Origin of the sequence: Pantoea phosphatilytica, from assembly GCF_051025615.1 — a bacterium.
In the GTDB taxonomy this organism is placed as follows: Bacteria; Pseudomonadota; Gammaproteobacteria; order Enterobacterales; family Enterobacteriaceae; genus Pantoea.
In genome coordinates this window covers 146,673-170,765 of the sequence record NZ_JBPFDF010000001.1, presented here as the reverse complement: position 1 = coordinate 170,765, position 24,093 = coordinate 146,673, and the positions used below count along the sequence as shown (strand labels likewise).

Genomic DNA, 24,093 nt, shown 5'->3' with positions numbered 1-24,093 from the left:
TAAGATTGCAGTAGTCTATCAGCTACGCTTTTGGCTGGCACTCGTTATCTTGACGCCGGGGCGTGACGGCCTTGCCGGGTCGCAAGGCCGAAAGAGTGGCTTAGTGGCCGGGGAATTTGACCAGGCTGTAGCTCTCGACGCCCAGCGCCTCAAGACGGGATTCACCGGTCAGGTCGAACAGGTTAATGATGAAAGCCGCATCCTTAACTTCACCGCCTGCGCGACGAATCAGTTTAACGGTCGCTTCGATCGTTCCACCGGTCGCCAGCAGGTCATCCACCACCAGCACCACGTCGCCGGGCTGGATGGCATCTTTGTGCAGTTCCAGCGTGTCGGTGCCATATTCCAGCTCATAGGATTCGCTGTAGACTGCACGAGGCAGTTTACCTGGCTTACGCACCGGCACAAAACCCACACCGAGTCCTAATGCTACCGGGGCACCAAACAGGAAACCGCGCGCTTCGGTTCCCACGACTTTGGTGATGCCTTTATTACGGTAGCGCTCAACCAGCAGCGAAATCGACGTGGCATAGGCGTGAGGATCTTCCAGCAGGCTGGTGACATCGCGGAACAGGATGCCTGGCTTAGGATAATCGGGGATACTTTTGATGCTGTTTTCAATCAATTCAAGCTGCTGCGCAGTGTCGGTCATAATGATACGCCTGGTAAAAAATTCTGTTTCGCGCAGCTTCAAAAGCGCTAATACCTGATAAAAGGTTCAGCGGAAGTTGATTCACAGAGGGAAGCCACGCATGAAGACGCCCAAATCTAAGCAAATGACCGGCTAATTGCAACTTTATCGCGGCGGTTGCGGTGCGTCCGCTGCTTCTGCCACCACCGGAATACGCCACATAAACAGCAGCAGCGCCGCCAGCATGATAAGCAGCATAATGCGTACCCAGAACTGATGAACCAGAAACAGGGAGAGGCTGAAGGTCGCGACGATCAGGCAGACCGCGCGCACTTTGGCGCCCGGCGGCATCGCGCGATGCTGCTGCCAGTGGCGCAGATAGCGGCCAAAGGGCGATTTCCACAGCAGCCAGTGGTGAAAACGCGGCGATGACCGGGCAAAACACCAGGCGGCCAGCAGCATGAATGGCGTGGTCGGTAATAAAGGTAATACAATGCCCAGCGTTCCCAGCACAATCGCCAGCCAGCCGAGGGTCAATAACAGAATGCGTTGCATAAATGCTGCCCAGCTCACCTCTCATCTGCTTACGTTAACACAACGGAGCGTTACGCTATGAGTGCGATTGTCACCCAGGCGCGCCTGGCGCAGCTCCTGACCGCGCTGCGTCAGGAGATCGCCCGCCATCCCGATGGCGCCTGCCGTCAGCCGCGTTTTGATGCGCAGCTGTTCCGCACCCGGGGCACGCGGCTGGCGGACTACCTGCAGGAGGTGGAGGAGAATGTCGCCCGGCTGCGCGACAGCAGCCACGATCTGGCCCGCAGCGCCTGGCTGGCGGAACGGCTGGTCGATCAGATTGCCGCCCTGCAGCGTGAGGCGACGACCCAGCAGCTGCGCCTCCGACGCGAACAGCCGCTGCGGGAACCGCGCACCTCAAAATATCAGGAGTATCGCGAATTCGAGCGCCGTCTGCTGGCGATGATCGCCCAGCGTGAGGCGCGCCTGGCGGCGGCTGAAACGCTGGCGATTCAGCAGCAGCTGAAACAGGACCTGGAGACGCTGGAGGGCCGGCTGGCCCGCTGCCGTCAGGCGATTCGCGCCGTTGAGTGGGCCGCCTCGCTGCGCGGCAGCGCCCGGGACGAATAAAACGCAGCGTGACAAAAGCGCTTCTATACTGGGTGTAATTCTGCGTGGAGAAGAACGATGGGTTTAGTGACCTGGCTGATAGCGGGGCTGCTGCTGGGCTGGCTGAAACGGCGGCTGATGCCGGGACGGCCCGGCGGTCTGGTGGCGACCCTGACACTGTCGATGATCGGCGCGCTGCTGGGCGGCTATATCGCCACCTACTTTGACCTGGGCAGCCTGGCAACACTGCACGCGGGCGCACTGGGCATGGCGATACTTGGCGCCCTGCTGATGCTGCTGGTGGTGGCCCGATTACGTATTTAGGAGAAAAGATGTCCCTGGAAAATGCCCCTGATGACGTCAAACTGGCCGTTGATCTGATTCAGCTTCTGGAAGAGCATCAGCTGCCGGTGGAAACCGTGCTCTCCGCGCTGGCGATGGTACAGCGCGATTTCGAGAACAAGCGCGATCACCCGTCGGCTTAGTGACGGGCGGTCAGCGTCGGACTGAGACGCAGCATATCGATAAAGGCGTTGACCAGCGTGGGCGCGTCTGCGGCCAGATCAAAGCTCTCTGGCGCAAACAGCCAGCTCTCCATCATGCCGTTAACATAACCGCGCAGGATTAGCGCAGCCTGACGCGTACTGAGAGTGCCCGGCAGTTGTCCTGCTTCAATACACTGGCGCAGGACATCTTCAATTTTGTCATAGCACTCCAGCAGTAAACTTTGTTGCATACTCTTCAGCGTTGACATTTCACCTACAAATTCGCATTTGTGGAAAATGATCTCCATCAGAGCACGGCGCTGCGGATCCTTTGCTGTCGCATCAAAGATATAGACCAGCATTGCGCGCAACACTGAGAGTGGATCCCCCGGGTATTTTGTCTGATACTCAAGTTCCACATCGTCCAGACCAGCATCACAACGAAGCCATATTTCGTGTAATACATCGGCTTTATTTTTAAAGTGCCAGTAAATTGCGCCTCGCGTGACGCTGGCCGCGGTTGCAATATCGGCCAGAGAAGTGGCTGAGACGCCCTGCTGTGAAAACAGAATGATGGCCGCATCGAGAATTTGATGCCGCGTTTCAAGTGCTTGCGCTTTGGTTTTTCGTGCCATAGGGGGCTTTTTTTACAAACAGGTAAGTTTACATACATTTGTGAATGTATGTACCATAGCATGACCTGCGACTTGACACAGCAATGGGTTTTCAGTTTGTGATCCATTGACCAATTGATATCGGACACTAGAGGTTTATTTATGAATAAAATCAGAGGGTTATCGCCTCTGGCGGCCGCCCTGATGCTCTCAGGCAGCTTTTTGTTAACAGGATGTGACAACAATAAATCCGAACAAGCCGCCCAGCAGCAACCGCCAGCCGTCGGTGTGGTGACACTGAAAACTGAACCCCTTAAGATTTCAACTGAATTACCCGGCCGCACCTCGGCATATCGTGTGGCTGAAGTCCGTCCGCAGGTGTCCGGTATCATTCTGAAGCGTAATTTCGTTGAAGGCAGCGATATCAAAGCCGGTCAGTCTCTCTATCAGATCGACCCTGCCACCTACCAGGCGGCTTACGACAGCGCGAAAGGCGACTTAACACAGGCGCAGGCGAATGCCCGTATCGCGCAACTGACCGTTAAGCGTTACAAGCCGCTGCTCGGCACGAAATATATCAGTCAGCAGGATTACGACACCGCCGTGGCGACCGCCGCGCAAAACGATGCCGCCGTTCAGGTTGCCAAAGCCAATGTGGAAACCGCCCGTATTAATCTGGCGTACACCCGCGTGACCTCCCCAATCAGTGGCCGTATCGGTAAATCGTCCGTGACCGAAGGTGCGCTGGTCCAGAGCGCACAGACCACCGCGCTGGCAACGGTTCAGCAGCTGGATCCGATGTATGTCGACGTTACGCAGTCGAGCGAAGACTTTATGCGCCTGCGTTCAGAGCTGGAGTCGGGTCAGCTGAAGCAGAACGATGGCAAAGCCAACGTCACCCTGCTGATGCAGGATGGCAGCAGCTACGCGCAGACGGGTACCCTGGAGTTTTCTGACGTGACCGTGGATGAAACCACCGGTTCCATCACGCTGCGCGCCATCGTACCGAACCCGAACCACACCCTGTTACCGGGGATGTTTGTGCGTGCGCGTCTGGATGAAGGCACCAATCCGAATGCGCTGCTGGTTCCTCAGCAGGCAGTCACCCGCACACCAACCGGTCAGGCGACGGTGATGGTGGTAGGTGCGGATAACAAAGTGGAATCCCGTACGGTCACCACCTCGCAGGCGATTGGCGACAAGTGGCTGGTCACCGGCGGAGTGAAAGCGGGCGAGCGCGTGATCAGCACCGGTCTCCAGCGTGCCAAACCTGGCGCACAGGTGACTCCACAAGAAGTCTCAGACGATGCGAAAGCGGCACCCGATGCAAAGCCGCAGTCTGACAAGTCATCGTCATAACAGGAGCCGTTGATTCATGGCTAAGTTCTTTATCGATCGCCCCATCTTTGCGTGGGTACTCGCCATCATCATCATGCTGGTCGGTGCGCTATCGATTCTCAAACTCCCGATCGAGCAATATCCCAATGTTGCGCCGCCGGCGATTGAGATTCAGGCCTCTTATCCGGGTGCGGATGCGAAAACGCTACAGGACTCGGTGACCCAGGTCATTGAGCAGAACATGAACGGTATCGACGGACTGATGTATATGTCCTCGAGCAGCGACTCCTCGGGTACGCTGACCCTGACGCTCTCGTTTGAGTCAGGCACCGATGCGGACATCGCGCAGGTTCAGGTGCAGAACAAACTGCAGCTGGCGACGCCGCTGCTGCCGCAGGAAGTTCAGCAACAGGGGATTCAGGTTAAAAAATCCTCCAGCAGCTTCCTGATGGTGGCCGGTTTCATCAGCGACGACGACAATATGACGCAGAATGACATTTCTGATTATATTTCGTCGACCATTAAGGATCCGCTGAGCCGTACCAAGGGCGTGGGTGATACTCAGGTCTTCGGTGCGCAATACGCCATGCGCATCTGGATGGATCCGCACAAGCTGAACAACTACAACCTGACGCCGGTTGACGTGATCAGCGCGCTGAACACCCAGAACACCCAGGTTGCTGCCGGTCAGTTAGGCGGTACGCCTCCGGTTCCGGGTCAGCAGCTTAACGCCTCGATCATCGCGCAAACCCGTCTGACCTCGACCGAAGAGTTCGGCAAAATCCTGCTCAAGGTCAATGAGGATGGTTCTCAGGTCCGTCTGCGTGATGTGGCAAGGATCGAACTGGGTGCGGAAAACTACGAGATCATCGCTCGCTACAACGGCAAGCCTGCGTCCGGTATCGGTATCAAGCTGGCCACCGGTGCGAATGCGCTGGATACCGCCAATGCGGTGAAGGCTGAACTGGCCAAAATGCAGTCAACCTTCCCGGCCGGGATGAAAGTGGTCTATCCGTATGACACCACGCCTTTCGTAAAAATCTCGATTTTTGAAGTAGTAAAAACGCTGATTGAAGCGATCGTGCTGGTGTTCCTGGTGATGTACCTCTTCCTGCAAAACTTCCGCGCGACGCTGATCCCGACGATCGCCGTGCCGGTGGTCCTGCTGGGGACGTTCGCCGTGATCAGTGCTTTTGGTTACTCGATAAACACCCTGACGATGTTCGGGATGGTGCTGGCGATCGGCCTGCTGGTGGATGACGCCATCGTTGTGGTCGAAAACGTCGAACGCGTCATGGCCGAAGAGGGTTTGCCGCCAAAAGAGGCAACCAAACGTTCCATGGAGCAGATCCAGGGGGCGCTGGTCGGTATCGCGCTGGTACTGGCCGCCGTCTTCATTCCGATGGCGTTCTTTGGTGGATCAACCGGCGTCATTTATCGTCAGTTCTCCATCACCATCGTTTCCGCCATGGCCCTGTCAGTGCTGGTCGCCTTTATTCTGACCCCGGCACTCTGCGCGACCATGCTGAAGCCAATTGAAAAAGGCGAGCATGGCAAAACCACCGGCTTCTTCGGCTGGTTCAACCGCATGTTCGACAAGAGCACCAACCACTATGTGGACAGTGTGGGCCACATGATCCGCAGCACCGGTCGCTATATGCTGATCTATCTGCTGATCGTGGTCGGTATGGCATTTCTGTTTATGCGCCTGCCCTCCTCCTTCTTACCGGAAGAGGACCAGGGTCTGCTGCTGGCTCAGGCACAGCTGCCAGCCGGTGCAACCCAGGAGCGTACCCAGAAAGTCCTGGATCAGGTGACCGACTACTTCCTGACTCAGGAGAAGGATTCGGTTAAGTCCGTGTTTACCGTTAACGGCTTCGGCTTTGCCGGTCGCGGACAGAACACCGGTATCGCCTTCGTCAGCCTCAAACCCTGGGATGAGCGTACCAGCAGCGACATGAAAGTACCGGCGATTGCGGGCCGTGCCATGCAGGCGCTGGGCGCGATCAAAGATGCGATGGTGATTCCGTTTAACCTGCCCGCGATTATCGAACTGGGTAACGCCACCGGCTTCGACTTCGAGCTGATCGATCAGAACAACCTCGGTCATGAGAAGCTGACGGAAGCGCGTAATCAGCTGTTCGGCATGATTGCTCAGCATCCTGATACCCTGGTGGGTGTGCGTCCGAACGGACTGGAAGATACCCCGCAGTACAAGCTGACAATCGATCAGGAGAAAGCGCAGGCGCTGGGCGTATCGCTGAGCGATATCAATACCACGCTGGCAGCCTCCTGGGGCGGCTCATACGTCAACGACTTCATCGATCGTGGTCGCGTGAAGAAAGTGTACGTTATGGGTAAAGCGGATTCGCGTATGTTGCCGGACGACATCGGTAAGTGGTACGTGCGTAACAGCAGCGGAACCATGGTGCCGTTCTCGGCCTTCTCAACCGCGAAATGGCAGTATGGCTCGCCGCGCCTTGAGCGCTACAACGGCCTGCCGGCGATGGAGATCCTGGGACAGGCTGCGCCTGGCAAGAGTTCGGGGGCCGCGATGGATCTGATGGAAGAGCTGGCGGCGAAGCTGCCTGCGGGGATTGGCTATGACTGGACCGGTATGTCCTATCAGGAACGCCTGTCAGGCAACCAGGCCCCTGCCCTCTACGCTATCTCGCTGATCGTGGTCTTCCTCTGCCTTGCCGCGCTGTATGAGAGCTGGTCGATTCCGTTCTCGGTCATGCTGGTGGTGCCGCTTGGGGTCATCGGTGCGCTGATCTTTACCACGCTGCGTGGCTTAAGCAATGACGTCTACTTCGTGGTGGGATTACTGACGACCATCGGCCTCTCGACCAAGAACGCCATCCTTATCGTCGAATTTGCGAAAGATTTGATGGATAAAGAGGGCAAAGGGCTGATTGAAGCGGCGCTGGAGGCGTGTCGTATGCGTTTGCGTCCTATCCTGATGACGTCACTGGCGTTTATTCTCGGGGTACTGCCGCTGGCAATCAGTACCGGCGCCGGTTCCGGTTCGCAGAACGCAGTGGGCACCGGCGTTATCGGGGGTATGGTCACCGCAACGCTGTTAGCGATCTTCTTCGTGCCGGTGTTCTTCGTGGTGGTCCGCCGCCGCTTCGGCAGGAAAAAAGATAACGCAGCAAAAGGTCATCCGGTCACCTCTGATCAGACACACTAAGCTGTCATCCGTTAAAGGGCCGCGCAAGCGGCCTTTTTTTTTGCCTGCAATTCTCTTTTCAGCTGCGGCCCTCTGCGGGTCGCGGCTTTGTCCTTCGCCCCGTGCTTCCCACTTTACGCCTTCCGGACACGACGATCGTTGCAATCCTGAACGGTCTGCCGCATACTATTGTTATAGTATAACATTACAATTGAGAGCATTATGAAAGCGAATATTCATCCTCACTATCGTCCGGTGGTCTTCCACGACACGTCGGCTGACGTCTGGTTCAAAATCGGATCGACCATCAAAACCGACCGTACCGTGGAGTTTGAAGGCGAAACCCTGCCCTACGTCACCCTGGATGTGTCGTCGGCTTCGCACGTTTTCTACACCGGTAAACAGAAAGATTTCGCCAAAGAGGGCAGCACCGCACGCTTTAACCAGCGTTTCGGGCGCTTTCTTGGCCGCAAATAGGAGGTGAGTCATGCAGGTCGTCAGCTCGCTGCGCTCCGCCAAAAATCGCCATCGCGATTGCAAAGTGGTGCGCAGGAAAGGACGTGTTTACGTTATCTGTAAAACTAATCCACGTTTCAAAGCGGTGCAGGGAAGAAAAAAAAGACGCTAGTGTGTGTCGTGATGAGTGGCCGGGCTTGCCCGGCCTTTTTTATGCTTACTGCATGCTCTTCAGCATCGCATTCACGTTATGTTTAAAGGCGGCCTGATAGGTTGCCGCCGGGCCTGAGGCCGTGGAGAGGGCTTCCGGATAAAGCTCGCCTCCCGGCTCCGCACCGGTGGCACTGGCAATCTGCCTGACCAGCCGCGGATCGGTCTGGTTCTCGATAAAGTAGCGGGTAATGTGCTGCTGCTTCAGCTGAGTGATTAACCCCCCCACGTTGCTGGCGCTCGCCTCGGCTTCGGTGGAGAAGCCCACCGGTGCCAGGAATGTCACGCCATAGCGCTGGCCGAAGTAACCAAACGCATCGTGGCTGGTGAGCACTTTCCGTTTATCGACCGGCACTCGCGCAAAAGCGGTTTTCGCCCAGCGATCCAGCGCCTGAAGCTGCTCTATGTAGTCCTCTCCACGCCGACGGATGTCCGGCGCGTCTTCAGGATCGGCTTTAACCAGCGCATTCATCACGTTGGTCGCGTAGATCACGCCGTTCTGCATACTGTTCCAGGCGTGCGGATCGGTAATGGTTTTGCCCTCGTCCTCCATGCTGCGGGTGGTGACGCCCGCTGAAGCGACCACGGGCTGACCGCGATAACCGGAGGCGGTAACCAGCCGATCCATCCACCCTTCCAGGCCCAGTCCGCTGACAAACACCAGGTCGGCCTTCGCCAGCGCCTCGCTGTCCTGCGGTGTGGGTTCAAAGGTGTGGGGATCGCCGTTTGGCCCCACCAGACTTTTGACTTTCACATGGCCGCCACCGACCTGCTTAACGATATCGCCCAGCACGGTAAAGCTGGCGACCACATCCACCGTTTTTGCCATTGCTACAGGCGCAGCAAACAGCGCAGCGAGCGCCAGCGTCAGGGGTAATTTTTTCATAGCGTCCTCATAGATTTAATGGCGGCGTAAAATTCCGCCGCACGGTCCTGTCAGAATGGAGAGAAAAAAGAGCATGGCGGCGCTCAGCACCACCGCAGGTCCGGCTGGCAGAGAAAAGTGCCAGGAGAGCATCAGACCTGCCAGCGCCGACATCATGGCCATCCCCATCGCGATGAGCAGCATGGCGGCCAGATGGCGGCTCCAGAAACGTGCGCTGGCGGCGGGCAGCATCATCAGTCCCACCGACATCAGGGTGCCGAGCACCTGAAAACCGGCTACCAGATTCAGCACCACCAGCATTAAAAACAGACCATGAACCAGCGGGGCACTCCACTTTCCCTGCGCCCGCAGGAAGTCACTGTCGAAAGCGTCAATCACCAGCGGCCGGTAGATGATGGCCAGCATAATCAGCGTAAACGCCGCGATGCCGCCCACCAGCAGCAGCGCCGCGTTGTCTACTGCCAGCAGCGAGCCGAACAGCACATGCAGCAGATCCACGCCAGAGCCACGCAGAGAAACCAGCGTCACGCCCAGCGCCAGTGAGCCAAGGTAAAACCCGGCAAAGCTGGCATCCTCTTTCAGCGGCGTGTAGCGACTGACGGCTCCCGAGAGCAGCGCCACGGCTAAACCGGCGATCAGCCCTCCCACCCCCATGGCGACGAGTGACAGGCCGGAGATCAGATAACCGACGGCAGCGCCGGGCAGCACCGCGTGGGACAAGGCGTCGCCGATCAGGCTCATGCGGCGCAGCGAGAGAAACACGCCGAGTGGCGTGGCGCTGACAGCCAGCGCCACGCAGGCGACCAGCGCGCGTCGCATAAAACCGAACTCAATAAAAGGCTGTATCAGGGTCACGGTGCCAGGCTCCGCTGCAGGGAGAGAGGCGAGCAGAATTCGCCGGTCTCATCTTCATCCAGTGAAAGTACGCGGCTGAAATAGCGGGCGACCAGCGGACGATCGTGCAGAACCACCAGCAGCGTGGTGCCCGCCCGCTGCTGCTGCTCCAGGATCGCCATCAGCAACGTCACCGTCTGGCTGTCGATGCCGTTAAACGGCTCATCCAGCAGCCAGAGCGCGCTGCGCTGCAGCATCAGCCGGGCAAACAGCACGCGCTGAAGCTGGCCGCCGGACAGGGTTGCGGGCTGCGCCCCGGCGAAATCACGCATCTGTACCGCCTCCAGCACCTGCCAGATTTCCCGACGCAGCATCCGGTTGATACCGCCGAACCAGCCGCAGCGAGGCCAGCAGCCCATCGAGACCAGTTCAAAGACGGTCAGGGGAAAGCGGGTTTCCAGCTCGGTACGCTGCGGCAGCCAGCCAATATCCCGCCGCGCAATCTGCAGTTCGCAGCGCCCGGCTATCGGGGGCAGTAAACCCGCAATGGTTTTCAGCAGCGTCGATTTGCCGCTGCCGTTGGCGCCCACCAGGGCAGTCATCGAGCCTGCGGCAAGCTGGCCGCTCAGGGCCGGGGTCACGGCCTCACCCTGGTAGCCCGCCCGAAGCGAATCAAACCGGATCATGCGCTGATCCCCCATTTGATCGCCACGGCCAGCAGGGCGATGACGAGCAGTGCAACAGTCAGTCGCCCGCCCAGTGACATAAGTAATCCGCTCTGATGCATCACTTCACCAAAATGTTATAACATAACAATTAAGATAACGGATGTTGAGCACAGTTAAACGGGGGAATGTGTATCAAAAGATAAACAGGCTGGCGGTGACTGGCAGACCTGAACAGGGGAAACCGGCTCGGTGTTGCTGGCCAGCCGGGTAAACAGACGCTTTTGTGCTCAGCGGGCTTGCAAACCCGTTGCAGAAAACCAATGATAGGTTATTAATGGTTTAAGGCGAACCGGATATGCTGTCACGCATTGAGTGCGATATTGCCGCAGGCGAAACGGACTGCGCAAAAATAGCTGAGATTGTTCAGCGGAATATTCTCAAAATAACCGATCTTCTGGTGGGAGATTTACGCTGGTATTCACAAAATGCCCGGTTTGTTCCAGGCAGTTTAAAAATTATTTCCATTGAATATCAGGATCTGAATAGTTTTAAATTACTTTACGATTTTGACTGGAATTTATTTAGCCCCTGCCAGGATCTGAATGAAACGGTCACACAGTCGGAACAGGTAAACTTTCACATTAAGCCCGGCGCACTTGAGTTTGATGTGATAGACAATCAGCAACCCTCCCCCGGCGATGAATTGTAATATTTAGTAATGGAGGTGAGCAGAACTAATGGTTTTACACTATCTTTAAGATGTCCCGTTTAATAACTGCCCCGATAATCGCTTCATGGCCGTGTTCTCTTATCTCGCCGGCCTGCGGCAACTGTGCTAGCTATGGAGGGGAAAAAGATGGACGAATACTCACCGAAACGGCATGATATTGCCCAGCTTAAATACCTGTGTGAGAGCCTGTTTGACGACAGCATGGCATCATTAACGGACAGCCATCATGGCTGGGTAAATGATCCGACTTCCGAAAGCAATCTGCAGCTGAATGATTTGATTGAGCATATCGCCTCTTTCACCATGAATTACAAAATCAAGCACGTTGAAGATGAAGCGCTGATTTCGCAAATCGATGAATATCTTGATGATACCTTTATGTTATTCAGCAACTATGGTGTCACAACCCCGGATCTTCAGCGGTGGCAACGTTCAGCGAAGCGTTTATTTAATCTGTTCACTGAAGAGTGCGCTTTTCTCCAGCAGCCGAGCCATTCATTATAGTACTGACATGAGAACGATTTATTTATGAACAAAACCCTGACAAAAACCGATTATTTGATGCGACTGCGGCGCTGCCGCTCGCTGGATACCCTCGAAAGGGTGATTGAAAAAAATAAGTATGAATTACCGGAAGACGAATTAGCCATATTCTATTCGGCGGCTGACCATCGTCTGGCGGAACTGACCATGAACAAGCTCTACGATAAAGTCCCGGGTTCAGTGTGGAAATTTGTCCGTTAATCTAATCGATTATTGCTAAGTTTTACCCCTGTTTAGTACCAGACATTCCTGCCTGCCGGCACAGGATCGGCCCGGGCGGGTTTTGGCTGTCTGCAATTCGTGGGGGTTTTCAGGGGGGAAAATGGTGGGGGCCCTGCCAGCTACATCCCGGCACACGCGTCACCTGCTGCGGCTGCTTCCTTCCGGATCTGACCGAGTTCACAAGCTAGCATTGCGGGAGAACCAACAGGGCCCCCATTGACAAGCCCTCTTTACGAGAGCGGGGGCATTATCTGGGAAGGAGGGGTCAATTGCAAGCGTAGTCGGGACAACCGTTGTTTTCTTGAACAACCCTGACCCGAAAGCGTTCAGACGCCCTTCTCCATGCTAAAATTAAGGCCCTTTTTCCGGATGAAACAAGCAGATGGATCAGCCTGACACTTTCCAGCACCGCATCTGGCAGATTGTTGCCGCGATTCCGTATGGCCGCGTCGCCACCTATGGCGATGTTGCCCTGCTCGCCGGTTCTCCGCGCGCAGCACGTCAGGTCGGCGGCGTACTGAGCCGTCTGCCTGAAGAGACTACCCTGCCCTGGCATCGCGTCGTTAACCGGCACGGCACCCTTTCCCTGCAGGGGGATCGTCTGTTACGGCAGCGGGATGCCCTGGCGGCGGAAGGTATAGCGATCAGTGATGACGGGCAGCTCGATCTGGCAACCTGGCGCTGGCGATTTTAGACAGGAAAAGGGGCGACAGCGTCGCCCCGAAACACGCTTAAATGTGGGTCGGTGCCGGAACCGCAGCGGATGGCGTTACCATCGTCGGTGAGGTAGAAGGCACGGTAGTTGCAGCGCCTGGCTGGGTTGGCATCGCCATAGACGGGACCGGGACCAGCAGCAGTTCCGCTTTGGTGCCACCCTGATTGATCACCGGCTTCACGCCTTCGGTGACAAAGGCCAGCTTGCCGTCGATGGCAATCGCCGCACTTAACAGAATGCGGGCGTTGGGCTGGATGTCGGCCGGGTTAAACGGCAGAACGAACTGGAACGGAGCCTGTTTACCCTCGGTGCGCACGACACGCTGTGACAGCACTTTTGATGGGGCATCGGCCATCGACGCATCAGACAGCGTCACGGTTAATACGGCATCCGGCGGCAGCGCAATGCGCTGACGGATGAAGATTGAGCCACTGACGTTCGGCTGCGCAATCGCCGTCGTCTGTCCTGCCACGGCTGACCCCAGCGTCGGCGTGGGCACAGGTTTACTTTTATCGGCGCATCCCGCAACAGCAACCACCATAACTACTCCACTGAACACATGCCTGAGTTTCATTGATGTCGTCTCCATTTGATCAAAATGATTATCGGCAGCGAATCCTGCTTACAGCGCTTCACTCGCCGTATGTCCTTAATGTTGGCACAAAAATGAGATTTTGCCTGGCACAGGCAAAGCGGAAAGTCTGATTGACGTTAACTGGTCCGATCTTTCACACTGAGCAGGTCACTACATTGAGGAATGCGCCATGAGTCAGGCACTGCAAAATCTGCTGAATTTATTGAATCTGGAAAAACTGGAAGAGGGTTTATATCGCGGCCAGAGCGAAGATCTGGGGCTGCGCCAGGTGTTTGGCGGTCAGGTAGTGGGTCAGGCGCTGTATGCCGCAAAGCAGACCGTCGCGGAAGATCGCACCGTTCACTCTTTTCACAGCTACTTTTTGCGGCCTGGCGACAGTCAGAAAGCGATTATTTACGATGTGGAAACGCTGCGCGATGGCAAAAGCTTCAGCGCCCGGCGGGTCAGTGCCATTCAGAACGGCCAGCCGATTTTCTATATGACCGCCTCCTTCCAGTCACCGGAACAGGGATTTGAACATCAGAATCCGATGCCGCAGGTGGCAGGCCCTGAGAATCTGTTAACCGAGCAGGCGATGGCGCAGAAGATGGCCCATCTGCTGCCCGAAAAACTGCGTGAAAAGTTCATTGCCGAACGCCCGCTGGAGATCCGTCCGGTGCAGATCCACAATCCGCTGCGGGGACATGTGGATAAGCCTGAACGTCAGGTCTGGATCCGGGCCACCGGGCCACTGCCCGACGATCTGCGTATCCATCAGTACCTGCTCGGCTACGCCTCGGATCTTAACTTCCTGCCGGTTGCCCTGCAGCCGCACGGCAAAGGCTTTCTGGAGCCGGATATGCAGGTCGCGACGATCGACCACTCGATGTGGTTCCATCGTCCGTTCGACTTCACCGAATGGCTGCTCTACAGCGTGGTCAGTACCTCGGCGTCCGGCGCGCGCGGTTTCGTCCGCGGGGAGTTTTATAATCAGCAGGGTGTGCTGGTAGCGTCAACCGTTCAGGAAGGCGTGATGCGTCAGCGCAGCGAATAAAAAAAGGGGGCGATTGCTCGCCCCCCGATTCTTTTGCTGCCCGACGATTACTGGTTGTAAGCGTTCTCGCCGTGGCTGTTCACATCCAGACCTTCACGCTCATGCTCTTCCGGCACGCGCAGGCCAACAATCAGATCGGCCAGCTTAAAGCCGACGAAGGCGACGACACCTGACCAGACAACGGTTACGCCCACGCTGAAGATCTGCACCCACACCTGATGGCCCATGGTTACGCCTTGTGCATAGCCTACGCCGCCCAGTGAAGAGGACGCGAACACGCCCGTCAGGATACAGCCCACGATGCCGCACACGCCATGCACGCCGAACACATCGCAGGGATCGTCCACGCGCAGCCATTTTTTCAGGGTGGTCACACCCCACAGGCCCGCCAGACCACCCACCAGACCGATAATTAACGCGCCACCCACGCCGACGTAACCACAGGCTGGGGTAATCGCAACCAGTCCGGCAATAAAGCCTGAACAGGCACCCAGCAGAGAAGGTTTACCACGCACCGCCCACTCGCCGAAGGTCCATGACAGCACGGCACCCGCGGTTGCAACAACGGTGTTCAGGAAGGCCAGCGCCGCAATTTCATTTGCCGCAGACGCGGAACCGGCGTTGAAACCGAACCAGCCGACATAAAGAATGGCCGTTCCGGTAAAGACCATTGGCAGGTTGTGCGGTTTAAAGGCTTCTTTGCCAAAACCGGCACGTTTGCCCACCAGGTAAGCGCCCACCAGGCCCGCGACTGCGGCGTTAATGTGTACGACCGTACCGCCAGCGAAGTCCAGCGCGCCATCCTGGGCCAGAAAACCGCCCGCCCAGACCATGTGTGCGATAGGCAGGTAAGAGAGCGTCAGCCAGACGCCGACAAAGATCAGCACGGCAGAGAAGCGGATACGTTCGGCAATGGCACCCACAATCAGCCCCACGGTGATGCAGGCAAAGGAGGCCTGGAACGCTACGTGGATATACTGATAGAAACTGCCCATTACGGCGGTGAGCTGAATGTTTTTCAGCATCGCCCAGCCGAAGCCGCCGAAAAAGGCGTTGCCTTCGCTGAAGGCCAGCGAGTAGCCGTAGACTACCCACAGCACGCAGACCAGTGAGAAGGTGACCGCAACCTGAGTCAGCATCGACAGTACGTTTTTGCCGCGGATCAGGCCGCCGTAAAAGAGTGCAATACCTGGAATTGACATAAACAGCACCAGCGCGGTGCAAATCATCATAAATGCGTTATCAGCCTTGTCCGCAACGGCAGGCGCGGCCATCGCGAGTGAGGGTAACAGTGCCAGGCTGGTGAGGCCCAACTTCGCTAACATTTTATTCATTTTTATCCCATCCCATCACAGTACTGAGTCGTAATTACAGAGCGGCTTCGTCGGTTTCGCCGGTACGAATACGGATAACGCGCTGCAGTTCAGCCACGAAAATTTTACCGTCGCCAATTTTGCCGGTGTAAGCTGCTTTGCTGATGACATCCACCACTTCGTCTAACTGATCGTCGGCAATCGCGATATCAATCTTGACCTTGGGCAGAAAGTTCACGCTGTACTCAGCCCCGCGATAAAGCTCTGCATGGCCCTTCTGACGACCAAATCCTTTCACTTCGGAGACGGTGAGCCCCTGAATGCCGATAGAGGATAAAGCTTCACGCACATCCTCCAGCTTGAATGGCTTAATTACGACGGTAACCAGCTTCATTGGATCCCCTCCAGCGAGTAAATAAGTAACGTTTACGGACACGCAGGGATATAAGCAAAGCCTGTGCCAGAGTGTAAAACCGGCACAAATCAGTGGTTCAGACGAGACGCGGCAAGGGATGGTATAGAGTGGCTGCTGCGCAGGCGCGCGGTATGACAGAGATCACAGTCGCGGAGTGCACTCCTTTGGTGCTTCAGGCGTCAAAGGAGTGCATTTATACAGATTAGTCTGATAAAGGTGCGCAAAAAAGGTGCAGCTCAGCTTTCAGCGGTCGCCGCCGCGCCCGACGCCAGTTCATCTCCCGCCTGCTGAAGCTGGTACATCTGCCAGTAACGGCCCTGCATCGCCAGCAGTTGCTGATGGGTGCCTTGTTCCACGACGTGACCACGATGCAGCACCAGAATCTTGTCTGCGTCGATAATCGTCGAGAGCCGGTGCGCAATCACTACCAGCGTACTGTGCTGGCGCAGCGTCGTCAGGGTCTGCTGAATAGCCTGCTCCGTACCGGAGTCGATATTGGCCGTCGCCTCATCCAGGATCAGGATCTGCGGCAGGTCAACCAGCACCCGCGCCAGTGCCAGTAGCTGCTTCTGCCCCACCGACAGGTTGTTGCCCTGCTCGCCGAGACGGGTATGAATCCCCTCTGGCAGCGCACGCGCCAGCGGAGCCAGCTGCACCTGCTCCAGCACCCGCCAGACGGCCTCTTCGCTGATGTCACGTCCCAGCCGCACGTTTGCCAGAAGTGTATCGGCGAGCACCACCGGATCCTGCTGCACCATCGCGATACCGTGACGCAGCACGGCGTGGCTGAGGTCGCCGATGGGGCGACCGTCAATCCGGATTGCGCCAGGCGTCACCGGGTAATAGCCCATCAGCAGATTCGCCAGGGTGCTTTTTCCGCTGCCGGTATGCCCCACCAGCGCCACAAATTCGCGCGGCGCGACTTCCAGATTGATGTCGCTCAGCACGTTGCGGTTTTCGCGGTAGGCAAAGCTCAGCTGGTTCAGCGTAATACGACCGGACGCCAGAGGTTGCTGATCGACACCATACTGCTGCTGTGCTGCATCCATCAGTTCAAAAATGCGCTCACCGGAGACGACCGCCTGCTGCAGCATCGACTGCTGGGTGGTCAGCTCAATCAGCGGCTCATTCAGCCGGCCCAGATAGGTAATAAAAGCGTAGAGCACCCCGACCTCAAACACGCCAGGCACGGAGAAACTGAACAGGATCAGCAGCCCGCACAGCACCATCGCGGAGAACAGGCTCAGCAACGGGCGCAGCAGAAAACCATCAAGACGCAGCGTTTCCATGCGTGCCAGATAGTGGGAACGGCTCGCTTCGCCCATCCGCTCACCGAACCGCGCCTGCTGGCGGAACTGCTGGATGACACTCATGCCGCTGATCACTTCGTTAAAGCCGTTGTTGATGTCAGCCAGATAGCTGCGAACCCGGCGGGCAATCGGCGTGCTGTAGCGCTGATAGATAAACATCACCATCAGTACCAGCGGGAAGATCATCATCGCCACCAGCGCCATGCGCCAGTCAAGAGTGAACATCGCCACCATCATGGCACCGACCAGCGCGGCACTGCGCAGTACGGTGGAAACCACGGTGACATAGAGATCGCGGATCACTTCCGTGTCGTTAGTGACACGCGAAATGATCTGCCCGACCGGCTGGGTATCAAAGGCGCTCAGCGGCTGACAGAGCGCCGCGTTCATCACATCACTGCGTAACCGCTGTACCACCCCGATGGCGGCGCGATTAAACAGCAGCGCCTGCCAGTAGTGCAGCGCGGCGGCCAGCAGCTGAAGCAGGATAAAACCGGCCACCAGTCCGGCCACCAGCCCCCAGGGCATCTGATGTTTCGCCACCAAGTTATCGATAAAGTAGCTGACCAGCACCGGTCCGGTCACTTCTGCTGCGGCAGCGATCCATAGCATCCCCACCGCCAGCGACAGGGATTTACGCCAGGGTTTGCCGTAGCTGAGTAAACGTTTCAGGGTCGGCCACACGCGTCCGGACTTAGCCATGCGGCACTCCTTTTTCGTTTTCATCATCATCCAGCGCGGCTTCCAGCTGCTGGTAACGGTACATATCGCGATACCAGCCCGTCTGGCTGGTCAGCGCGTCGTGGTCGCCCCGCAGCGCCACGCGGCCCTGCTGCAGCACCAGAATCTCGCTGGCTTCGGTAAGGGCCGACAGGCGATGGGCGCTGATAATCAGCGTGCGCCCCTGCCCCCAGATCCGCAGGTTATGCAGGATTTCGTGTTCGGTCCGGCCATCCACCGCCGAAAGCGCGTCATCCAGAATCAGGATTTCGGCATTCAGCAGCAGCGCCCGGGCGATCGACAGGCGCTGTTTCTGCCCCCCCGACAGCATCACACCGCGCTCCCCGACCTCGGTTTCATAGCCCTGCGGCAGACGCAGGATATCATCATGCACGCAGGCCAGCGTGGCGGCCCGTTCGATCTCCTCGCGGGTGGCATCCGGTTTCCCCAGCGCAATATTGTTTGCCACGCTGTCGGAGAAGAGGAACGGCGTCTGGCTGACGACCGCCAGACGGCTGCGCCAGCTGTCCAGCCGCAGCTGCGGCAGCGGGATCTGGTGATAGCGGATGTCGCCCTGCTGAATATCGAAGTGGCGCTGAATCAGGCTCAGCAGGGTGCTTTTGCCACTGCCGGTGGGGCCGCACAGCCCCAGCATCTCGCCCGGTTTCAGCTGGAAGCTGACGTCGCTCAGCACCGGACCGGCACTGGCCGGGTAATTGAACGCGCGAATGGCGACCTGCAGCGTGCCAGGTTCGGCTGGCAGAGTGGTGTCGCCATCCTCCACCGCCGGTGCCTCGGCCAGCAGCGCGCCGATGCGGCTCCAGGCCGCGCTGCCGCGCTCAACAATATTAAACATCCACGCCAGCGCCAGCATCGGCCAGATCATCAGGCCCAGGTACATCACAAAGCTGGTGAGCTGGCCCAGCGTCATCTGATCGTGCCACACCAGCCAGCTGCCGCCGCCAATCGCCAGAAGGTTAGAGAAGCCGATTGCGATATAGATGGTCGGATCAAAACGGGCATCGACCCGCGCCACGCGCAGGTTCTTTTCCCCGGTATCGCGGGCAATATCGGCAAACTGCTGCGACTGATGCTGCTCAAGTCCGAAGGCCTTTATCATCCGGATACTGGTCAGGCTCTCCTGCGTCTGATCGTTGAGGCTGGAGAAGGCGGCCTGCGCCAGCTTAAAGCGTTGATGCAGCTGATTGCCGTAGCGATGGATGACGATGGCCATGATCGGCATCGGCACCAGCGCGAGCAGCGTCAGCTGCCAGCTAATCTGCGTGCTCATGACCAGCAGCACCACGCAGCCCATCACCAGCGAGTCGACCAGCGTCAGAACCCCCTCTCCGGCGGCAAATACCACCCGATCCACATCATTGGTGGCGCGGGCGATCAGATCGCCGGTGCGGTGACGCAGATAGAAGGCCGGTTGCTGACGGCTCAGCTGGCGATAGAAATCTTCGCGCAGCTCAACCGCCAGCTGGTAGGAGGCCCCGAACAGCAGCACGCGCCAGACATAACGCAGCAGATAGACCACCACCGCCGTTGCCAGCATGACCCCGATCCACATCATGATACGGCCGGTGCTCATGTTGTCGCGCGTCACGCCATCCACCACCACGCCAACCACATGTGGCGGCAGGAGCTGCAGGATCGCAATCACGATCAGCAGGATGACTGCGCCCAGATAGCGCCGCCACTCCCGCAGAAAATACCAACTTAATTGACTGAATAATCGCACAACGCTGTTCTCAATCTCAGGCCCTCAGGGGGCGACGGGTAAGGCCGTGGTGTATTTAATCTCTTCCATGGCAAAGCTGGAGGTGACATCAATCAGGCCAGGCACACCATTCACTAATCGTTTGTAGAAAGCATCATAGCTCTTCATATCGGCCACCTGGATCCGCAGCAGGTAGTCATACTCCCCCGCCATCCGGTAAAAGGCCATCACCTCCGGCATGCCGCTCACGACCGAGACAAAAGTCTGATACCACTCGCGGCTGTGCTGCTGGGTTTTCACAAACATAAAGGCCGTCAGTGACAGTCCGATTTTATCCCCGTCCAGCAACGCCACGCGTGCGCGAATAATGCCATCATCTTCCAGCTTTTTCAGGCGCTTCCAGCAGGGGGTGGTGGTGAGGTTGACGGCCTCCGCCAGCGATTGCAGTGACAGAGTACAGTCCTGCTGCAGCAGCGCCAGTAATTTCAGGTCAGTTTTATCTAACATTTGCGGCTCCGAGAGAATGGTTTTCTCCACCAGTGCGATTTTAGCGGCAATTATGCAATCTCTTTTTCCTGCACGTGCCATAAAATAGCCACATCATTGTTTACCGGACGCCCGAGATGCACACCTGCTGGATTCGCCACGCTATTAACGAAATTAATGCTGACTTTCAACGATCGGCGGAGACCCATCTGATCCGTTTTGATCTGGCGGATTTTCCCGGCATCTGGTTCTACCTGAAAGATGAGAGCACCCATCCCAGCGGCAGCCTTAAACATCGGCTGGCTCGTTCGCTGTTTCTCTACGGCCTCTCCAACGGCTGGATTAAGCAGAATACGCCGATTATTGAAGCCTCGTCAGGCAGCACTGCCGTTTCTGAGGCGTACTTCGCAAGGCTGCTGGGGCTGCCCTTTATTGCGGTGATGCCTGCCAGTACCGCGAAGCGCAAAATCGAGCAGATCACCTTTTATGGCGGCCAGTGCCACTTTGTGGAGGATCCCTGCCAGCTCTATGCAGAGTCTGAACGGCTGGCGCGTGAGCTGAATGGCCACTTTATGGACCAGTTTACCTATGCGGAACGCGCCACCGACTGGCGCGGCAATAACAATATTGCAGAAAGCATTTTCCGCCAGATGCAGCATGAGCCCTATCCGATTCCGCATACGGTCATTATGAGTGCGGGCACCGGCGGCACCTCGGCCACGCTGGGCCGCTATATCCGCTATCAGGGACTGGAAACAAAACTGCTGGTAGTCGATCCGCAACACTCGGTCTTTTTCGATTACTGGCAGCAGCGCGATGCCACGCTGACCAGCACGCGTGGCAGCCTGATCGAGGGGATTGGCCGTCCACGGGTAGAGCCATCATTTATGCCGGACGTGATCGATGAAATGGTGAAAGTACCGGATGGCGCGACGCTGGCCGCGATGCTGAAGCTGGAGAGCATCCTGGGACGCAAACCTGGCGCCTCAACCGGCACCAACTTCTGGGGCATGATGCAGGTGGCAAAACGTTTACGGGCCGCAAATCAGCGGGGATCGCTGGTCACCCTGCTGTGTGACAGCGGCGAGCGTTATCCCGACAGCTACTATCAGCCCGAGTGGGTGGCAAAACATATCGGCGATATCACCCCCTGGCAGCGCGAGCTGGCGTAAAAAACCGGACATCCTGTCCGGTACACGGCAAACCTCAGCATTCGGGGGAATACGCGAGGTGGGGCGTTGCCAGCCAGTGATTTAAGTAATGAGACACGGCCTGTCTCTCGCAATGGCCGATTACCGGCAGATGCGGCAGCGCGGCTTTCAGTTGCGCCATCGCATTGCCCATGATGAAGCCCTGTCCGGCCTGCGCCAGCATTTCGCGATCGTTCATTGCGTCACCAAACGCCATACACTCCGCCATTGTCAGCGACAGATGCTCACATAACTGACTCAGGGCGCTGCCTTTGTTGCAGCCTGCGGGCAGCACCTCCAGACAATTCACAGCGGAAAAACAGATATCGGCCTGATCGCCCAGCGCCACATCCAGCGCTGTTTTCAGCGCCAGCAGGCGCGGGTGCTCGTCAATAAAACAGATTTTAGTCACCTGATGCGCGGGCAGTGCTTTCAGATCGCAGAGCTGATAGCGGAATCCGCTCATCTGATGAGCGTTGAGCAGTTCAGGCCGCGGACGGTCGGTAAACCATCCCTGATCATTGAAAACATGCAGGGAAGCGGAGGTTGTCCAGTGACCGTGGATCACCGTTTCTGCCACGGCAGCGGGCAGATCCTGCGCAGCAATCAGCTGACCGGACGGGTCATGAACGCGGGTGCCATTGCCGGTGATCAGCCACGCGGGCAGCGCCATTTTCTCACGTAACATCTGCATCTCCAGCAGATGACGTCCCGTCGCCAGCACCAGATGAATGCCGCGCTGATGCAGCGCCTGCAGAGTGTCGAGCGTCTGCTGTCCCGGTTGATGATTTGGCAGTAACAGTGTGCCATCCATATCGAACGCCGCTAAACGCACCATGAGTGATCTCCTGCTGAAAGAGGAAGTCCACTATTGCCTGTTAATTGCGGAACTAATAGTGAATACTTTGAAAAAATTGTTCCGGGTTTAGAATGCGCCAGCTTAACCGTCTCAATCAGTTTCAGCGTCTGTGGCAGCAAAGTCAGGGCGCGCCACAGCAGACCTGCGTAGCGGAGATGGCCCGCCACTGCATCTGCAGCGAGCGTCATCTGCGTACCCTGCTGTCACAATGGCAGCAGGCAGGCTGGCTCAGCTGGCAGGGCGAACCCGGTCGCGGCAAACTGGGGCAGCTGCGGTTTCTGCGCACGCCGGAACAGTTACGCCAGCAGCTCCTGCAACGGCAGCTTGAAGCTGGCGAGGCGGCGGAGGCCCTGCAACTGCTGGACCTGCCGCCGGAGAGGCTCATCAATATGATGCGGCCCCTGATGGGCGGCCAGTGGCAGAATGATACGCCGGTCCTGCGCATCCCCTACTACCGGCCCATGGAAAGTACCGATCCGCGTCAGATTGCCGGTCGCGCTGAACAGCATCTGGTTCGTCAGATCTATTCCGGCCTGACCCGCTTTGAGCAGGATGAGCCGGTCGGCGATCTGGCACATCACTGGCAGCACGATGAAACGGCCTGCCACTGGCTGTTCTGGCTGCGGCCACAGCTGATGTGGCACAACGATGAGCCCGTTCGGGCCGGACAACTGGTCACGCAGTTCCGCCAGCTGCTGCAGGATAAGCGCGTCAGCCTGCTGCTGGCGGAGGTGACCGGCATTGATGCGCCCCATCCGCTGGCTGTGCGGTTTACCCTGCGCCAGCCAGATTTCTGGCTGCCCCATCGCCTCGCCCACCTGCTGTGCCTGCTGCCCCACCCCACAGAACCCGCCATCGGCAGCGGCCCCTGGAAACTGCGACACTTCAGCCCCGAGCTGGTCAGGATCGAAAGCCATGCGCGCTGGCATCTGCAGCAGCCGCTGCTGCAGGCGGTGGAGTACTGGATTACGCCGCAGCTGTTTGATCCCAGCCTGGGCAGCAGCTGTCGTCATCCGGTGCAGATTGCGATAGGCGAACCCGCCGCACTCAGGACGCTGCAGCCGGTCAGCAGCAGCATCAGTCTCGGCTTCTGCTACCTGGTCTGCCGCCCGCGGGCCGGTTTTTCCGCCAGCCAGGCGCGCAGACTTTTTCAGCTGATCCAGCAGAGCGGCATCGTCAGCCGGTTACCACTGGATGAGGGATTGATCACTCCCAGCCGGGAGCTGCTACCCGGCTGGGGCGTACCGCTATTTGATGACGACCCGGTTCCTTTACCGGCATCCCTGACGCTGCATTATCAGTTACCGGTGGAGCTGCATGAGATGTCGCAGGCGCTGGTGGCGCTGCTGGAAGCGCACGGCTGCATCCTGAAGGTGGTGTTTCATCCGGTAAAAAACTGGCACACCCTCGCCCCGCCTGATGAGGCGGATATCGTAATGGGCGATCGGCTGATTGGCGATGCGCCGATCTTTACGCTGGCGAGCTGGTTGCAGATTGATCCGCTCTGGCGACCGCTGTGGTCTGGCGCGCAGGGCAAACAGGTGGCGGCGCAGCTGCAGACTATCCGGCAGATCGTGGATGGCGAAGCCCGTAGCCACGCGCTGCACCAGCTTTACGATCGGCTGATGCGCGACGGTATCCTGCTGCCCCTGTTTAATTATCGCTATCAGATCCATGCGCCGCCCGGCGTAGAAGGCATTGAGCTGAACACGCTGGGCTGGTTCGATTTCAGCCGCGCCTGGATCCCGCCCCCCATCGATCCATCCTGCCGCTGTTCAGCAACGGAATGAGGCATTACCATAGGCGCAAAATTCATTACCAGG

At 57.7% G+C, this 24,093-nt stretch carries 27 protein-coding genes and 1 other RNA gene; 14 read left to right on the top strand and 14 right to left on the bottom strand.

Annotation, left to right across the window (positions count from 1 at the left end; genetic code table 11):
• Positions 1-100: 100 nt before the first annotated feature.
• Positions 101-652 carry an adenine phosphoribosyltransferase gene (apt, locus tag ACR6AS_RS00885; RefSeq protein ID WP_111140326.1) on the bottom strand — a complete coding sequence of 184 codons (552 nt, stop codon included), beginning with the start codon at positions 650-652 and terminating at the stop codon, positions 101-103.
• Between the two features lie 144 nt (positions 653-796).
• Positions 797-1,186 carry a DUF454 family protein gene (locus ACR6AS_RS00880; RefSeq protein WP_111140325.1) on the bottom strand — a complete coding sequence of 130 codons (390 nt, stop codon included), beginning with the start codon at positions 1,184-1,186 and terminating at the stop codon, positions 797-799.
• A gap of 57 nt (positions 1,187-1,243) precedes the next feature.
• Here ACR6AS_RS00880 and priC point away from each other — a divergent pair, with 57 nt between their 5' ends.
• Genes priC through rsmS form a run of 3 tightly spaced genes read left to right on the top strand, consistent with a single transcriptional unit; the run spans position 1,244 to position 2,238 of the window.
• The gene (gene priC / locus ACR6AS_RS00875) at positions 1,244-1,774 is read left to right on the top strand and encodes a primosomal replication protein PriC (RefSeq protein ID WP_111140309.1); all 531 of its coding nucleotides are present in this window, start codon (positions 1,244-1,246) and stop codon (positions 1,772-1,774) included.
• 57 nt (positions 1,775-1,831) lie between these two features.
• Positions 1,832-2,077, top strand: coding sequence for a GlsB/YeaQ/YmgE family stress response membrane protein (locus tag ACR6AS_RS00870; protein WP_111140308.1), 246 nt, complete (start codon positions 1,832-1,834; stop codon positions 2,075-2,077).
• An 8-nt stretch (positions 2,078-2,085) separates the two neighbouring features.
• A complete protein-coding gene (gene rsmS / locus ACR6AS_RS00865; RefSeq protein ID WP_111140307.1) occupies positions 2,086-2,238 on the top strand; it encodes a pleiotropic regulatory protein RsmS in 153 nt (50 codons plus the stop codon).
• Here rsmS and acrR read toward each other — a convergent pair.
• Complete coding sequence (gene acrR, locus ACR6AS_RS00860; RefSeq protein ID WP_111140306.1) at positions 2,235-2,873, bottom strand: multidrug efflux transporter transcriptional repressor AcrR; 639 nt, start codon at positions 2,871-2,873, stop codon at positions 2,235-2,237. The two genes, rsmS and acrR, sit on opposite strands and share 4 nt — an antisense overlap.
• A gap of 141 nt (positions 2,874-3,014) precedes the next feature.
• Between acrR and ACR6AS_RS00855 the strand changes: the two genes are divergently transcribed.
• The 4 genes from ACR6AS_RS00855 (at position 3,015) to ykgO (ending at position 7,990) form a co-directional block, all read left to right on the top strand.
• Positions 3,015-4,211 carry an efflux RND transporter periplasmic adaptor subunit gene (locus ACR6AS_RS00855; protein ID WP_111140305.1) on the top strand — a complete coding sequence of 399 codons (1,197 nt, stop codon included), beginning with the start codon at positions 3,015-3,017 and terminating at the stop codon, positions 4,209-4,211.
• A 16-nt stretch (positions 4,212-4,227) separates the two neighbouring features.
• Positions 4,228-7,383: an efflux RND transporter permease subunit gene (locus tag ACR6AS_RS00850; protein ID WP_367396141.1), complete on the top strand. Its 3,156-nt coding sequence runs from the start codon at positions 4,228-4,230 to the stop codon at positions 7,381-7,383.
• 201 nt (positions 7,384-7,584) lie between these two features.
• A complete protein-coding gene (locus tag ACR6AS_RS00845; protein WP_111140303.1) occupies positions 7,585-7,839 on the top strand; it encodes a type B 50S ribosomal protein L31 in 255 nt (84 codons plus the stop codon).
• A gap of 10 nt (positions 7,840-7,849) precedes the next feature.
• Entirely contained in the window at positions 7,850-7,990 is a 141-nt protein-coding gene (gene ykgO / locus ACR6AS_RS00840) for a type B 50S ribosomal protein L36 (protein WP_111140302.1), read from the top strand.
• A gap of 45 nt (positions 7,991-8,035) precedes the next feature.
• On the opposite strand, the gene ACR6AS_RS00835 is transcribed toward ykgO, so the two are convergent.
• Genes ACR6AS_RS00835 through ACR6AS_RS00825 form a run of 3 tightly spaced genes read right to left on the bottom strand, consistent with a single transcriptional unit; the run spans position 8,036 to position 10,434 of the window.
• Positions 8,036-8,914 carry a metal ABC transporter solute-binding protein, Zn/Mn family gene (locus ACR6AS_RS00835; RefSeq protein ID WP_434160798.1) on the bottom strand — a complete coding sequence of 293 codons (879 nt, stop codon included), beginning with the start codon at positions 8,912-8,914 and terminating at the stop codon, positions 8,036-8,038.
• A 15-nt stretch (positions 8,915-8,929) separates the two neighbouring features.
• Entirely contained in the window at positions 8,930-9,769 is an 840-nt protein-coding gene (locus ACR6AS_RS00830; RefSeq protein ID WP_111140300.1) for a metal ABC transporter permease, read from the bottom strand.
• Positions 9,766-10,434, bottom strand: a complete 669-nt coding sequence (locus ACR6AS_RS00825) for a metal ABC transporter ATP-binding protein (protein ID WP_111140299.1) — start codon at positions 10,432-10,434, stop codon at positions 9,766-9,768. The genes ACR6AS_RS00830 and ACR6AS_RS00825 overlap by 4 nt, the downstream gene beginning before the upstream one ends.
• 337 nt (positions 10,435-10,771) lie before the next feature.
• Here ACR6AS_RS00825 and ACR6AS_RS00820 point away from each other — a divergent pair, with 337 nt between their 5' ends.
• The 3 genes from ACR6AS_RS00820 (at position 10,772) to ACR6AS_RS00810 (ending at position 11,890) form a co-directional block, all read left to right on the top strand.
• Complete coding sequence (locus ACR6AS_RS00820) at positions 10,772-11,125, top strand: hypothetical protein (RefSeq protein ID WP_111140298.1); 354 nt, start codon at positions 10,772-10,774, stop codon at positions 11,123-11,125.
• Between the two features lie 147 nt (positions 11,126-11,272).
• On the top strand, positions 11,273-11,650 hold the full coding sequence (gene tomB, locus ACR6AS_RS00815) for an Hha toxicity modulator TomB (RefSeq protein ID WP_111140297.1): 378 nt from the start codon (positions 11,273-11,275) through the stop codon (positions 11,648-11,650).
• Positions 11,651-11,674: 24 nt separating this feature from the next.
• Positions 11,675-11,890, top strand: coding sequence for an HHA domain-containing protein (locus ACR6AS_RS00810; protein WP_111140296.1), 216 nt, complete (start codon positions 11,675-11,677; stop codon positions 11,888-11,890).
• Between the two features lie 131 nt (positions 11,891-12,021).
• Here ACR6AS_RS00810 and ffs read toward each other — a convergent pair.
• An RNA gene (ffs, locus tag ACR6AS_RS00805) (signal recognition particle sRNA small type) lies at positions 12,022-12,118 on the bottom strand.
• Between the two features lie 175 nt (positions 12,119-12,293).
• Between ffs and ACR6AS_RS00800 the strand changes: the two genes are divergently transcribed.
• Complete coding sequence (locus tag ACR6AS_RS00800; RefSeq protein WP_293770839.1) at positions 12,294-12,605, top strand: MGMT family protein; 312 nt, start codon at positions 12,294-12,296, stop codon at positions 12,603-12,605.
• A 37-nt stretch (positions 12,606-12,642) separates the two neighbouring features.
• Here the strand turns inward: ACR6AS_RS00800 and ACR6AS_RS00795 are convergent, their stop codons facing one another.
• Positions 12,643-13,200, bottom strand: a complete 558-nt coding sequence (locus ACR6AS_RS00795) for a YbaY family lipoprotein (protein ID WP_111140294.1) — start codon at positions 13,198-13,200, stop codon at positions 12,643-12,645.
• 190 nt (positions 13,201-13,390) lie between these two features.
• On the opposite strand from ACR6AS_RS00795, the gene tesB reads away from it, so the two are divergent.
• On the top strand, positions 13,391-14,254 hold the full coding sequence (tesB, locus tag ACR6AS_RS00790) for an acyl-CoA thioesterase II (protein WP_111140293.1): 864 nt from the start codon (positions 13,391-13,393) through the stop codon (positions 14,252-14,254).
• A gap of 47 nt (positions 14,255-14,301) precedes the next feature.
• On the opposite strand, the gene amtB is transcribed toward tesB, so the two are convergent.
• From amtB to ACR6AS_RS00765, 5 genes are all read right to left on the bottom strand, one after another.
• Positions 14,302-15,588, bottom strand: coding sequence for an ammonium transporter AmtB (gene amtB, locus ACR6AS_RS00785; protein ID WP_293770840.1), 1,287 nt, complete (start codon positions 15,586-15,588; stop codon positions 14,302-14,304).
• A gap of 34 nt (positions 15,589-15,622) precedes the next feature.
• A complete protein-coding gene (gene glnK / locus ACR6AS_RS00780; protein WP_003850469.1) occupies positions 15,623-15,961 on the bottom strand; it encodes a P-II family nitrogen regulator in 339 nt (112 codons plus the stop codon).
• A gap of 257 nt (positions 15,962-16,218) precedes the next feature.
• A complete protein-coding gene (locus ACR6AS_RS00775) occupies positions 16,219-17,994 on the bottom strand; it encodes a SmdB family multidrug efflux ABC transporter permease/ATP-binding protein (protein ID WP_111140953.1) in 1,776 nt (591 codons plus the stop codon).
• A complete protein-coding gene (locus tag ACR6AS_RS00770; protein ID WP_434160795.1) occupies positions 17,987-19,756 on the bottom strand; it encodes a SmdA family multidrug ABC transporter permease/ATP-binding protein in 1,770 nt (589 codons plus the stop codon). Before ACR6AS_RS00770 ends, ACR6AS_RS00775 begins: the two co-directional genes overlap by 8 nt.
• A 24-nt stretch (positions 19,757-19,780) precedes the next feature.
• The gene (locus ACR6AS_RS00765; RefSeq protein ID WP_111140970.1) at positions 19,781-20,242 is read right to left on the bottom strand and encodes an Lrp/AsnC family transcriptional regulator; all 462 of its coding nucleotides are present in this window, start codon (positions 20,240-20,242) and stop codon (positions 19,781-19,783) included.
• 116 nt (positions 20,243-20,358) lie between these two features.
• Here ACR6AS_RS00765 and ACR6AS_RS00760 point away from each other — a divergent pair, with 116 nt between their 5' ends.
• Entirely contained in the window at positions 20,359-21,393 is a 1,035-nt protein-coding gene (locus ACR6AS_RS00760; RefSeq protein WP_418797140.1) for a PLP-dependent cysteine synthase family protein, read from the top strand.
• A gap of 34 nt (positions 21,394-21,427) precedes the next feature.
• On the opposite strand, the gene cof is transcribed toward ACR6AS_RS00760, so the two are convergent.
• The gene (cof, locus tag ACR6AS_RS00755) at positions 21,428-22,249 is read right to left on the bottom strand and encodes an HMP-PP phosphatase (RefSeq protein WP_434160792.1); all 822 of its coding nucleotides are present in this window, start codon (positions 22,247-22,249) and stop codon (positions 21,428-21,430) included.
• Between the two features lie 92 nt (positions 22,250-22,341).
• Between cof and ACR6AS_RS00750 the strand changes: the two genes are divergently transcribed.
• Positions 22,342-24,060: an SgrR family transcriptional regulator gene (locus ACR6AS_RS00750; RefSeq protein WP_434160791.1), complete on the top strand. Its 1,719-nt coding sequence runs from the start codon at positions 22,342-22,344 to the stop codon at positions 24,058-24,060.
• Positions 24,061-24,093: the final 33 nt, after the last annotated feature.